The sequence below is a fragment of the Flavobacterium sp. LS1P28 genome (genome assembly GCF_003970335.1).
Classification (GTDB): domain Bacteria; phylum Bacteroidota; class Bacteroidia; order Flavobacteriales; family Flavobacteriaceae; genus Flavobacterium.
Window position 1 is genome coordinate 32521 of the sequence record NZ_RYDI01000014.1, and the last position, 12686, is coordinate 45206.

General features: G+C 33.8%; 12 protein-coding genes. 1 reads left to right on the top strand and 11 read right to left on the bottom strand.

The features are described 5' to 3' along the window. Positions 1 to 5: 5 nt before the first annotated feature. A complete protein-coding gene (locus EKL97_RS11240; protein ID WP_126568894.1) occupies positions 6 to 2033 on the bottom strand; it encodes a hypothetical protein in 2028 nt (675 codons plus the stop codon). A 100-nt stretch (positions 2034 to 2133) separates the two neighbouring features. Next, positions 2134 to 2880, bottom strand: a complete 747-nt coding sequence (gene fabG / locus EKL97_RS11245; protein WP_126568895.1) for a 3-oxoacyl-[acyl-carrier-protein] reductase — start codon at positions 2878 to 2880, stop codon at positions 2134 to 2136. Positions 2881 to 3274: 394 nt separating this feature from the next. On the opposite strand from fabG, the gene EKL97_RS11250 reads away from it, so the two are divergent. Next, positions 3275 to 4465: a cytochrome-c peroxidase gene (locus tag EKL97_RS11250; RefSeq protein ID WP_126568896.1), complete on the top strand. Its 1191-nt coding sequence runs from the start codon at positions 3275 to 3277 to the stop codon at positions 4463 to 4465. Between the two features lie 49 nt (positions 4466 to 4514). On the opposite strand, the gene EKL97_RS11255 is transcribed toward EKL97_RS11250, so the two are convergent. The 9 genes from EKL97_RS11255 to EKL97_RS11295 all read right to left on the bottom strand — a co-directional run bounded on the left by EKL97_RS11255 (position 4515) and on the right by EKL97_RS11295 (position 12645). Further along, a complete protein-coding gene (locus EKL97_RS11255) occupies positions 4515 to 4937 on the bottom strand; it encodes a hypothetical protein (protein WP_126459488.1) in 423 nt (140 codons plus the stop codon). A 214-nt stretch (positions 4938 to 5151) separates the two neighbouring features. Beyond that, positions 5152 to 6024 (bottom strand): succinate--CoA ligase subunit alpha, encoded by an 873-nt coding sequence (gene sucD / locus EKL97_RS11260; protein WP_126451553.1) that lies wholly within the window; start codon positions 6022 to 6024, stop codon positions 5152 to 5154. A 94-nt stretch (positions 6025 to 6118) separates the two neighbouring features. After that, positions 6119 to 6481 (bottom strand): nuclear transport factor 2 family protein, encoded by a 363-nt coding sequence (locus tag EKL97_RS11265; protein WP_126451552.1) that lies wholly within the window; start codon positions 6479 to 6481, stop codon positions 6119 to 6121. Position 6482: 1 nt separating this feature from the next. Continuing rightward, positions 6483 to 7412: a UDP-3-O-(3-hydroxymyristoyl)glucosamine N-acyltransferase gene (locus EKL97_RS11270; protein ID WP_126568897.1), complete on the bottom strand. Its 930-nt coding sequence runs from the start codon at positions 7410 to 7412 to the stop codon at positions 6483 to 6485. An 87-nt stretch (positions 7413 to 7499) separates the two neighbouring features. Next, positions 7500 to 8066: an elongation factor P gene (gene efp, locus EKL97_RS11275; RefSeq protein WP_126459482.1), complete on the bottom strand. Its 567-nt coding sequence runs from the start codon at positions 8064 to 8066 to the stop codon at positions 7500 to 7502. A 29-nt stretch (positions 8067 to 8095) separates the two neighbouring features. After that, a complete protein-coding gene (gene lpxA / locus EKL97_RS11280; protein ID WP_126451549.1) occupies positions 8096 to 8881 on the bottom strand; it encodes an acyl-ACP--UDP-N-acetylglucosamine O-acyltransferase in 786 nt (261 codons plus the stop codon). A 70-nt stretch (positions 8882 to 8951) separates the two neighbouring features. Then, the gene (locus EKL97_RS11285; RefSeq protein WP_126460118.1) at positions 8952 to 10340 is read right to left on the bottom strand and encodes a bifunctional UDP-3-O-[3-hydroxymyristoyl] N-acetylglucosamine deacetylase/3-hydroxyacyl-ACP dehydratase; all 1389 of its coding nucleotides are present in this window, start codon (positions 10338 to 10340) and stop codon (positions 8952 to 8954) included. After that, on the bottom strand, positions 10333 to 11376 hold the full coding sequence (gene lpxD, locus EKL97_RS11290) for a UDP-3-O-(3-hydroxymyristoyl)glucosamine N-acyltransferase (RefSeq protein WP_126451547.1): 1044 nt from the start codon (positions 11374 to 11376) through the stop codon (positions 10333 to 10335). The genes EKL97_RS11285 and lpxD overlap by 8 nt, the downstream gene beginning before the upstream one ends. A gap of 39 nt (positions 11377 to 11415) precedes the next feature. Then, entirely contained in the window at positions 11416 to 12645 is a 1230-nt protein-coding gene (locus tag EKL97_RS11295) for an HD domain-containing protein (RefSeq protein WP_126568898.1), read from the bottom strand. Positions 12646 to 12686: the final 41 nt, after the last annotated feature.

Consider the following 12686-nt stretch of genomic DNA (forward strand, 5'->3'; position numbering starts at 1 on the left):
TTGTATTAAAGTAATCCGTTGTGTTTTCGAACAAACCATTCGGTTGTCAGTAAAATTGAAATTAAAACCAATAACCACATCCAATCTATCAAAGGAGTTTTGGTAACACTACTCTTTTGTATCGTCTTGTATTCCTCATTTTCTAAAAGCGTTTTAATCAATACGTCTACTTGATCTGAAAAATACGCTTTTCCTTGTGTTTGCCCAGCTAATTGCGTCAATTTCTCCACGTCGGGATTAACAAATTGTTTTTCAATATCAAAATCAAGAATTTCAAAACTACTGGAATACGTCGTTTTAGAATTTAATTCTTTTACCGTAAAAGTATGAGAACCGGCTTTCAATCCGTCAAGATTGACTTTATAGGAATTATTCCCTTTTAGTAAATCGTAATTTTTCGTTTGCTTGGTTTCGGTATTTTTTACCGTTATAGTCAAACGGGCTTTTTCATCAAACTCATAATTTTTATTGAAATACTGTGCCGTTATTTCAATGGCTTCACCGGAATTATAAAAACTTTCATGTTCAACAACCAATGATTTTTTAGAATTATTAGAAGCCAGAAATTGAATAATCTTATCCATGAAAACGTCATATTTTTCAAAAGATTGATTATTTACATGTGTTTGCAAGCGCCATTTCCAACTATTTTCACCCAAAAGATAAGTGGCTCGCCTGCCTTGATTTTCTGCAAAAACCAGTAAAGGCGCATTCGTATCTATTGTTCTGATTTTATATGAAAGCAAAACTGACACAACTCCTTTTGTAGTTACGGTTCCAAAAGCGTTTTGCAAAGGCGGTAAATCTTCAAACCCAATATTGTCCGCAGCAAACAAATTAAACTGTTTATTAAAAACCGACAAATACTCTTCTTTTTGTCCACTCATTTTAAAGCTCAAATTCTCCTGTTGCTGATTCAAAAAATTGAAATCGGTGTTGTTTCCAGTAATAATAAATGTATTAATTCCGGCAACTTTATTACTTTCAAAAATAGTTTTAAATTCAGTCGTTGGTTGGTATAAAATCAAAACATTATAATCTTGTAATGTTTTGATTTCATTTGTTTTAACAATTATTACTTTACGCTGTACATTCGATTCAATAGCTCTTTTCATAGCCCCTAAATCGGGATGATTTATAGCTGAAATTATGGCAATATTTGTTTTTTGATCAATAACTTCAACTGCAAAATTCTTGGTGTTGTTATATGTATTTTTTTCTTTTTCTTTTGATGAAATTGTAACTTTAAAAACCTGTAATCCTATTTTATCAGCCGGCAAAAGTACGGGTACAGTTGCTGTCTTCTTGGATGGTGATAAGGTAATGGATTGTGTACTGAATACCGAATTCCCTTGTGAAATAACAAAATCAGCTGTTACACTTTTGGTTCCTGAATACTGCAAAAAAACTTCTACAGGAAATTTATTCTTATGAAAAGCATATTTATTAACGTTCAGTTGATTGATTTTTAAGTCAAATAATTTTGTTGTGTCGCCTAATATTACCGGATAAACTTTATTTAAGGGGTCAAAACTATAGACGTAATCATTCCCTGAAGTTTGGTTTCCATCTGTGATTAAAACTGTTGGATATACTGTGTTTTTATAAATGCTTTTTAGATTTTTGGCAACAACATCGATATTGGTTTGAGTTCCCTTAAAATTAAAAATTTCCGTAGGTTCAAAATCATCTGAAAACTGATACGTTTGCACATCGAATTTATCTTTCAAATCTGAGTTTAATTGTATTCTTTTATACAATTCTAATGCTTTTTCATTGGCATTCAAAAAAGAAATAGAACTGGAATTATCAACAACAATCGGTAAGGGTGTTTTTACCGTTTCGAAGGTATTTTTGGTTAGTATTGGATTAATCAACAACATTAAAATTCCAAAAATGGATAAAAAACGCAAAAAAGCCAAAAACCAACCGACTTTCGATTTGTTTTTGGCTTTGTAAATATATTGAAAAAATGACAAACCACCAGCTATTAGTAACGAAAGCAGTAATAATAGTAGCGTGTTTGTTGTCATTTATTCTTTATTAAAAGATTGAAGAATTTAATGATTAAAAATTAATTACGTAGTTCAAAAATCTTTAAATCTTTGAATTTTACAATCTTTTAATTAAATTTTAGGTAAGCATTCCTCCGCAAACATTCATAACCTGTCCCGTTACATACGCACTCATATCCGAAGCAAAGAAAAGACACGCATTAGCAACATCTTCAGTAGTTCCGCCACGTTTCAAAGGAATTCCATCTCTCCATCCTTTTACAACATCTTCATTTAACTTAGCGGTCATTTCCGTTTCTATAAATCCCGGAGCAATTACATTACAACGAATGTTACGAGATCCTAATTCCAATGCTACAGATTTAGAAAAACCAATAACTCCCGCTTTAGAAGCCGCATAATTCGTTTGTCCTGCATTTCCTTTCACTCCTACTACTGAACTCATATTGATAATTGAACCTGAACGTTGTTTCAAGAAAGTACGTTGAATGGCTTTAGTCATATTAAAAACCGATTTCAGGTTAACATCAATTACTTGATCAAAATCGCCTTCAGACATTCGCATCAATAGGTTGTCTTTAGTAATTCCGGCATTGTTTATCAGAATATCGACTGTTCCGAATTCAGCTAAAACCGCGTCTACAAGAGTTTGTGCTTCATTAAAATCGGCTGCATTTGATTGATATCCTTTGGCTTTAATCCCTAAAGCGTTCAATTCATTTTCAAGAACCAAAGCTGATTCAACAGATGAACTATACGTAAAAGCAACATTTGCCCCATTTTTAGCAAAAACTTCTGCAATTCCTTTACCAATTCCACGGCTTGCGCCAGTAATTATAACAACCTTTCCTTCTAGTAATTTCATGTTCTAAAATTAATTTAATATTTATTTGAAGCTATTCCTGCTATCCGTTTCAATCTTTTTCTCTTGTTCTCCTCCTCGCTTTTCAAACGAAATCGAACTGACAAGAAAAAGGATTTCCACTTCTATCAGGGCTAATTTACACTTGTCAAATATAGCAATAATTGTGGGTTGAAAAAAAAATACATCTTCAATTAAACCTTTTATAAAAAAAATTGTCCTAAAACTTAGTAAAACTGTTTGACATGATTAAAGCTTCAAAATGTTTAGATGTAATCATAATAAAATTACTAGATTTGAAATTGACTCTAATTATAAAAAAAAGTAAAAAAACAATCTAAAATACAAGAAACCCAAATAGAATCAACGACCTCATTTTTTAACTTAACCAATTGATATGAACAAGATCTCTTCCTTATTATTTTTTGTAGGATTACTCGTTTTTACAGCTTGTAGCAAAAATGAAAGCAATGAAACAACTGTGATTGCCGATTCCTATCCCAATGTGACTGCTACTTTTCCTGGTAAAATTGATTTAAATAATTTGAGTAATTATGCTAACCAAATTATCCCTTCTTACATAACTAAAGATAACACTGCAGGAAATCCAGTAACTGACAAAGGAGCAACATTAGGTCGGGTTCTATTTTATGATAAAAACTTATCCTCAAATAACACAATTTCCTGTTCTTCCTGCCACATTCAAGCAAATGCTTTTGGAGATGTGGCTATTGCCAGCGACGGAATAAACGGAAAGACCACCAGACATTCTATGAGATTGGTGAATTCTAGATTTTCAAGAGAAAACAAGTTTTTTTGGGACGAACGAGCAACCACATTAGAGTTACAAACGACACAACCTATTCAAAATCACATTGAAATGGGTTTTAGCGGAACCTTAGGTGATGCAAACTTGATAGTACTAATTTCAAAATTGCAAAACATTGGGTATTACAAAGAATTGTTTAAATATACGTATGGCTCTGAAATCATTACTGAAAGCAAGATTCAGCTGGCTTTGGCGCAATTTATTAGAAGCATCCAATCCTTTGATTCTAAATATGATGCTGGAAGGGTATTAGTTGCAAACGACGGCCAACCCTTCACCAACTTTACGACACAAGAAAATCAAGGTAAAAATTTGTTCCTGGCGCCTCCGGTTTTTGACGCAACCGGAAACAGAACTTCTGGAGGAGTAGGATGTGCAGTTTGCCATGCCGCACCTGAATTTGACATTGATCCCAATACAAAAAACAATGGTATTATAGGTGTTTTAAACGCCCCGGGAATTGACATCACAAACACAAGAGCACCTTCATTGAGAGATCTGGTAAAACCAAACGGAAGTTCTAATGGTTTATTTATGCATACGGCAAATTTAACAACACTACAAAATGTTATTGGGCATTATGGAAGTATCAATTTAGCTCCCGGAAATACAAATTTGGATCCAAGATTAGCGCCAAATGGTTTTGGGCAAAAATTAAATCTTACTGCTCCCGAAGTTAATGCTCTTGTCGCTTTTATTCAAACATTATCAGGAACTAATGTATATGTAGATACAAAATGGTCGACACCATTTAAATAAAAAAAGCCCCAAATAGGAGCTTTTAAATTATTTAAAAAAACGGATTGTATTAAAAAGCTACATTCCATTTTGGTAATCTTCCATTTTCGTCTAGAAAGTTTTGTAAAACTTGTCCTTCTACGAATGTTGGAATCACTTTAGTTTTATCGTTGAATGTCTCATACCAAACCACTTCTAGCGTGCTGATCTCTTCAATTTTCATTTGCGCTGGCCAAGAATATTTTCTTCCTGTTTTAGCAAATTGGTGTCCTTCAACAATTTTTTCTTTTAGACCACCGTTTTTAATTTTCAAAGTTCCGTTATTTTGGACAGTTCCGGTAGAACCCACCATAATCAACTCTTTCTCTTCTGCTACGGCATATACTAAAAATATTCCAGATCCTTCTGAAGCATTACAAACTTCGGCTAAACTATCTTCTGTAGTGAATGAAAACTGATTGGTAACTTTGAATTTTTTTAACTCTTTATACATTTTTTTTATTTTAATTTGAATTGGCTTTAGCAAAAAAATACCCCACAAAATCGTGAAGTCCATTAGAAACCATTCGTTTATGTTTACTTTTATTAGGATTACATCTGAAAAACAGATTTATTTAATAAAGTGCAAAGATATTTCTTTAATTGAATTTATAATAAAAAAGCCCCACAAAATGTGAGGCTTTTAAAATATTTAATTAGAGTTTAGATTAACCTAAAACTTCTTTTACTTTTTTACCAATTTCCGCTGGAGAATCTACTACGTGAATACCACATTCTCGCATGATTTGCTTTTTTGCTTCAGCAGTATCGTCAGATCCACCTACGATTGCACCTGCATGTCCCATTGTGCGTCCTACTGGAGCGGTAACTCCTGCAATGAATCCTACAACTGGTTTACGGTTACCATCTGCTTTGATCCAGTGAGCTGCATCCGCTTCTAATTGTCCGCCAATTTCACCTATCATTACAATACATTCTGTTTCTGGATCGTTCATTAATAATTCAACAGCTTCTTTTGTTGTAGTTCCAATGATTGGGTCTCCACCAATACCAATAGCGGTAGTGATTCCTAATCCTTGCTTAACTACTTGATCCGCTGCCTCATAGGTTAATGTTCCCGATTTAGAAACAATACCAACAGTTCCTTTTTTGAAAACGAAACCTGGCATAATACCAACTTTAGCTTCACCCGGAGTAATTATTCCTGGGCAGTTAGGTCCTATTAGACGAGCATTTCTTTCTTTTACGTAACTATTTGCTTTTATCATGTCAGCCACAGGTATTCCTTCAGTAATTGCAATAATTACTTTTATGCCTGCATCTGCAGCTTCCATTATTGCATCAGCAGCAAAAGCCGGTGGAACAAAAATGATTGTTGTATCAGCTCCTGCTTGTTCTACAGCATCTTTTACAGTATTGAAAACGGGTCTGTCTAAGTGAGTTGTTCCTCCTTTTCCTGGAGTTACGCCACCAACAACGTTAGTACCGTACTCAATCATTTGAGAAGCATGGAAAGTTCCTTCACTTCCTGTAAAACCTTGAACAATTATTTTGGAATCTTTATTAACTAAAACACTCATGATATATTTTTTATGTAGTTTTTAAAATTGTTATGCAAAAGTATAAAATAGTAAGCAGTAATCAGTGTTCAGTGTTCAGTTTTTTGACACTAAATTAGGATAATTGACTCATTTGATACCCTCTGTATAATTTATTGTCTTTTATTTCCCAAATAGCTATAAAATGTGCTAATAACATCTCTTCTCTAGGATTTTCAATTGTTTTGACAAAATGAGAATAGCGCACGGAAATTAAATTATTTTCACCAATAATATGGCTTATTCGAACTTTAGAACGAACGTACGCTTTGCTTAAATCATTAGATAAATTTAATAAAGAATTATAATCCAACTGAATGAATCCTTTGCTGCTATTCCATTCTACTATTACTTCCGGGTGCAAATAATCTTTGATGACTTCGCTGTCGATTAAAGCATCTGATTTATAAAATTGTTGAACGATTTCTTTTGCAGACATATTATTTTAGTTTAGTAAGAATTTCTGGTATCTTTTTAATATTGGCCAGTTGCTTCAATTTTTCTCTTGATTCCTCAATTGGCGTTCCAAAATAGGATTTACCTCCTTCTACTGATTTTGTAACTCCGGTTTGCCCTAGAATAACAGCCTTTGCTCCTATTGTGATTCCGCTGGTAGTTCCTACTTGTCCCCATATTGTAACTTCATCTTCTATAATAACGCATCCGGCAATTCCGGTTTGTGAAGCAATTAAACATTTTTTCCCAATCACGGTGTCATGACCTACATGCACCTGATTGTCAATTTTTGTGCCTTCACCAATAATTGTATCGCCAGTAACACCTTTGTCAATTGTACAAAGCGCTCCAATTCCCACATTGTCTTTGATAACCACTCTTCCACCGGAAAGTAATTGATCGTATCCTTCGGGACGTTTTTTATAATAAAAAGCATCGGCACCCAAAATTGTTCCTGCGTGAATGATTACATTATCACCAATTACGGTATAATCATAAATAGAAACATTAGAATGTATCACACAATTTTCTCCAATGATAACATGATTCCCAATAAATGTATTTGGCTGTATTACAGTTCCTTCACCTATTAAAGCTGAAGCAGCTATTGAAACATTTGAATACTGAAAAGGTTTAAAGTGTTTTGTTAATGTGTTGAAATCCCTAAACGGATCATTAGAAATAAGTAATGCTTTTCCATCAGGACAAGCTACATTTTTATTGATTAAAACTATAGTTGCCGCTGAGTTTAACGCTTTATCATAATACTTAGGATGATCTACAAAAACAATATCACCAGATTCGACAACATGAATTTCATTCATTCCCAAAACAGGAAAATTAGCATCACCAACATATTCACAGTCGATGATAGTTGCAATTTCTTCTAAAGTATATACTTTTTGGAATTTCATTTTTTCATTTCTTTAGTCTCAGTTTTCAGTACCAGTTTTAATTCTTTACAACTTGAATTATCTACTGATACTGAAAACCTATAAAAACTACTCCTTTACACGTTCCATATAAGAACCTGATGCAGTATCTATTTTAATTTTATCTCCTTCATTGATAAACAAAGGTACATTTACAGTGGCTCCTGTTTCAACAGTTGCTGATTTTGTTGCATTTGTAGCAGTATTTCCTTTGATACCTGGTTCCGCATAAGTCACTTCAAGAATTACAGATGCCGGCATATCTACAGAAAGAGGTAAATCAGTCTCTGTATTGATACTTACCATTACATTTTCGCCTTCTTTTAATAATCCTGGGGAATCCAAAATATTTTTATTCAAGGAAATTTGCTCAAAGGTTTCTGTATTCATAAAATGGAATTCATCACCTTCCGGATACAAATATTGAAATTTATGATTTTCAACTCGAACTTCCTCAATTTTATGACCCGCAGAAAAAGTGTTATCCAATACTTTTCCGTTTGTTAAACTTCTTAATTTAGTTCTAACGAAAGCTGGTCCTTTTCCTGGTTTTACATGAAGAAATTCAATTATTTTGTAGATATCGTTGTTGTATTTAATACACAATCCGTTTTTAATGTCTGATGTAGATGCCATTTTTATTTTATTTGTTGATTTGTTGATTATTAATAATTTCCTGAATAGCCTTTCATTACACCTCTTGAGGAGTTTCGAATAAAATCAATGATTTCATCTCTTTCTGGCGTGGCCTCCATTTCAGCTTCAATAATACCCAAAGCTTGCGTGGTATTATAATTTTTTTGGTACAGAATTCTGTAAATATCTTGAATTTCTCTGATTTTTTCTGTTGTAAAACCACGTCTTCTTAATCCCACAGAATTAATACCTACATACGACAAAGGTTCTTTTGCGGCTTTGGTAAACGGGGGAACATCTTTTCTTACTAAGGATCCACCAGAAATCATGGCATGATCTCCAATATGGATAAATTGATGAATGGCAGCCAATCCTCCAATAACGGCATATTTACCAACGGTTACATGACCAGCCAGAGCGACTCCGTTTACAATAATAGCATTATCACCTATGTGACAATCGTGGGCAATATGCGCCGTTGCCATTACCAAACAATTATTACCTAAGGTAGTCTGTCCGGAGGCTATTGTTCCCCTATTGATGGTCACACATTCTCTTATGGTACAATTATCTCCAATAATTGCTAAAGAATCTTCTCCGCCAAATTTTAAATCCTGTGGAACTGCTGAAATTACTGCACCAGGGAATATATTACAATTTTTTCCTATTCTTGCGCCTTCCATTATGGTAACGTTAGATCCTATCCAAGTGCCATCCCCAATAACTACATTATTATGGATGGTTGTAAACGGTTCAATGACAACATTCTTGGCGATTTTAGCGCCGGGATGAACATATGCTAGTGGTTGATTCATATTCTTTGTTTAATCGTTTAACTGTTTAATCGATTAACCGAATACACGATTAACCAAATCAACAAAAAAATTACTGTTTCTTAGCAATTTGGGCCATCAATTCTGCTTCAGCAACCAGTTTTCCATTTGCATACGCATTTGCTTGCATATGACAAATACCTCGTCGGATTGGCGTAATTAAATCGCATTTAAAAATCAAAGTATCGCCTGGTAATACTTTGTGTTTAAATTTAACATTATCTATTTTCATAAAATAAGTCAAATAGTTCTCCGGATCCGGAACCGTGCTTAAAACAAGAATCCCTCCTGTTTGCGCCATGGCCTCCACAATTAAAACACCTGGCATAACCGGAGCTTCAGGAAAATGACCTACAAAAAAGTTTTCGTTCATGGTTACATTTTTCATTCCCACCACATGAGTTTCTGACATTTCGATAATTCTGTCAATCAATAAAAATGGGGGTCTATGAGGCAGAACTGCCATGATTTTATGAATGTCCATCAGTGGTTCCTGATGTAAATCAAAAACAGGAACATAATTTCGTTGTTCAATTTTTATGATTTTAGCCATTTTCTTCGCAAATTGTGTATTGACAAAATGTCCTGGTTTGTTAGCTATTACCTTACCTTGTATTTTAGTTCCAATTAAAGCTAAATCACCTATTACATCAAGTAGTTTGTGTCTTGCCGCTTCATTCGGATAATGCAAAGTCAGATTGTCTAAAATACCATTTGGTTTAACCGTTATTTGCTCTTTTCCAAAAGCGAGTTTTAAACTTTCCATTGTAGTGGCTGATATTTCTTTATCAACATACACAATAGCATTATTTAAATCACCTCCTTTTATCAAACCGTTCTCTAAAAGAGATTCTAATTCATGCAAGAAACTGAAGGTTCTTGACTCAGATATCTCCGTTTTGAAATCAGAAATATTTTTCATAGTCGCATTTTGAGTCCCTAAAATTTTAGTTCCAAAATCAACCATTGCCGTAACACAGTAATAATCACTTGGCATCACTAAAATTTCGCTGCCTGTGGCTTCATCAGTAAATGAAATAACTTCTTTTACTATATATACATTCCTTTTTGCACTTTGTTCTTCGATACCCGCTTTTTCAAGAGCTTCAACAAAGAATTTAGAGGAGCCATCCATTATTGGTAGTTCAGAAGCATTCAATTCTATGATGACATTATCTAAGTCACAACCCGTCAATGCCGCTAAAACATGTTCTGGTGTTTGAATTTTGACCCCTAACTTTTCTAAATTGGTTCCTCTTTGTGTATTTACTACATAATTTGCATCAGCTTCCACAATAGGTTGTCCCTCTAGATCTACTCGAACAAAAGTAAAACCATTATTGACTGGAGCAGGTTTAAAAGTCATTTTCACTTCTTTACCTGTGTGTAATCCAACTCCAGTTAGAGAGATTTCTGTTTTGATGGTCTTCTGTTTAACCATTTTTTCCATTTTTTTGGTTTAAAATTTGTTTTTTTAATTCTTCGATTTCTGCAACAATTTTGGGTAAATTCTTGAAATGAACGTACGATTTACTAAAATCATTGTACCCAAATGCGGGACTTCCTTGTAAGATTTCATTATCTTTAATATTCCTTCCTACACCACATTGCGCTTGAATTCGTACATTATTGCCAATGGTTAGGTGTCCAGAAATTCCAACTTGGCCACCAATCATTCCGTTTTTGCCAATTTTAGTTGAACCCGCAACACCGGTTTGCGCCGCTATTACCGTATTCTCCCCAATTTCAACATTGTGCGCAATTTGAATTTGATTGTCCAGCTTCACGCCTTTTCGTATAATAGTTGAACCCATTGTGGCTCTATCTATTGTAGTACAAGACCCAATATCAACATTGTCTTCAATAATAACATTTCCTATTTGTGGGATTTTAGTGTAAGTTCCGTCTGGATTAGGTGCAAAACCAAAACCATCTGAACCTATTATAGCTCCGGAATGTATCGTACAGTTATTCCCTATTATGGTCTCTGAATAAATTTTTGCACCAGCAAATAGAATAACATTATCCCCTACTACTACATTATCACCCAGAAAACAATTGGGATAAATTTTTACGTTTTCTCCTAAAACGACATTTTGACCTACATAACTAAAACTCCCTAAATATAAACTTTCTCCATATTTAACGCTGTCCGAAAGGAAAGAGGGTTGTTCTATCCCACTTTTATTTAATTTTACCTGATTGTAAAATTCTAATAATTTTGAAAATGCGGAATACGCATCAATCACTTTAATCAAAGTTGTAGTAATTGGTGCCTCTGCTATAAAAGTATCATTAACAATTGTTACAGATGCTTTAGTAGAATAAATATAATTCTGATACTTGGGGTTTGACAAGAAAGTTAGTGATCCTTCGATGCCTTCTTCGATTTTTGATAATCTAGAAACTTCTGCCATGGGATTTCCTACAACTTCACCTTCTAAAATCCCTGCTATTTGTTCTGCTGTAAATTTCATCCCGACAAAAATATAAAAAATAGGTTTTAAATACTGAATTTATAACAGTTGTTTTGGAAAACATATGTAATATTTAGTAACGGATTTAGATAATGATTTCAAATTCAATTGATCAGAGGCATCCACAACGTCTTCAATTGTTTTGTCTTTATTCAAAATCCGTATGGGTTCTGCCTGTTTGCTGTAAGCCTGATTTTTTATTTTTCCTCTAAAAATAAAATAGTTTGTTTCTTGTAAAGAAATATGATGCTCTGCTGCAAAACGTTCTTTCAACGGCTGTAATTCTTCCAAAGTGACTTTTTCACTCGTCAATTTTATTTTTAATAAATCACGGTTGACAATCATTTTACTCAAAGACGACAGAATAAAATCATCCTCTTTTTGCCAAGCTTTTAAAGCCCCAATAATATCAAAATCATCTAATTGTGCAAATAAATCTAACCTCCGAGCATCAAATGTGTCCATCGTAACTTTATTTTCTATAAAAAAAGACAACGGCTTGCTGCAAGGCAATTGTACTCCTTTTAAGGTCAACTCTTTAGCTCTTTTTAGGACTTTCGTCAAAATTAACTCGGCCACTAAACTGGTTTTGTGTAAATAAACCTGCCAGTACATTAATCGTCTGGACATCAAGAATTTTTCAACAGAATAAATTCCTTTTTCTTCAATAACCAAAACATCATCCGCAACATTCATCATTTGGATCAATCGTTCTGAATTGACATTGCCTTCTGAAACACCCGAATAAAAACTATCGCGTTTCAAATAATCCATACGATCCATATCCAATTGGCTCGAAATAAGTTGCAGCATAAATTTCCGGTCATATTCCCCCTTGAAAACCTGAATGGCTAGACTCAACTGGCCCTTGAATTCCACATTTAACTGATTCATGAACAATAAGGAAATTTCCTCATGATGTACATCCTCAACGATACTTCTTTCCATAGCATGCGAAAAAGGGCCATGTCCTATATCGTGTAACAAAATGGCAATATAGAGTGCATTTTCTTCTTCAGGAGATATTGAAACTCCCTTAAAACGCAATACATCAACCGCTTTTTGCATTAAATGCATACAACCTAAAGCATGATGAAAACGGGTATGATTGGCACCAGGATATACTAAATACGACAAGCCCATCTGGGAAATACGGCGCAAACGCTGAAAATAAGGATGCTGTATTAAATCGTAAATTAAGGCATTGGGTATGGTAATAAACCCATAAATGGGATCATTGAATATTTTTAGCTTATTGATTTGACTCACTATAAGTTTTTTTTTAGGTCAACAAATATAAGTAATTTAGA

What these genes read in the sequence shown, in the direction of transcription:
- EKL97_RS11250 (WP_126568896.1), top strand. Translation starts at nt 3,275, where the DNA reads ATGAACAAGATCTCTTCCTTATTATTTTTTGTAGGATTACTCGTTTTT.
- EKL97_RS11265 (WP_126451552.1), bottom strand. Translation starts at nt 6,481, where the DNA reads ATGTCTGCAAAAGAAATCGTTCAACAATTTTATAAATCAGATGCTTTA.
- sucD (WP_126451553.1), bottom strand. Translation starts at nt 6,024, where the DNA reads ATGAGTGTTTTAGTTAATAAAGATTCCAAAATAATTGTTCAAGGTTTT.
- EKL97_RS11255 (WP_126459488.1), bottom strand. Translation starts at nt 4,937, where the DNA reads ATGTATAAAGAGTTAAAAAAATTCAAAGTTACCAATCAGTTTTCATTC.
- EKL97_RS11270 (WP_126568897.1), bottom strand. Translation starts at nt 7,412, where the DNA reads ATGAAATTCCAAAAAGTATATACTTTAGAAGAAATTGCAACTATCATC.
- lpxA (WP_126451549.1), bottom strand. Translation starts at nt 8,881, where the DNA reads ATGAATCAACCACTAGCATATGTTCATCCCGGCGCTAAAATCGCCAAG.
- EKL97_RS11240 (WP_126568894.1), bottom strand. Translation starts at nt 2,033, where the DNA reads ATGACAACAAACACGCTACTATTATTACTGCTTTCGTTACTAATAGCT.
- fabG (WP_126568895.1), bottom strand. Translation starts at nt 2,880, where the DNA reads ATGAAATTACTAGAAGGAAAGGTTGTTATAATTACTGGCGCAAGCCGT.
- lpxD (WP_126451547.1), bottom strand. Translation starts at nt 11,376, where the DNA reads ATGAAATTTACAGCAGAACAAATAGCAGGGATTTTAGAAGGTGAAGTT.
- EKL97_RS11285 (WP_126460118.1), bottom strand. Translation starts at nt 10,340, where the DNA reads ATGGTTAAACAGAAGACCATCAAAACAGAAATCTCTCTAACTGGAGTT.
- efp (WP_126459482.1), bottom strand. Translation starts at nt 8,066, where the DNA reads ATGGCATCTACATCAGACATTAAAAACGGATTGTGTATTAAATACAAC.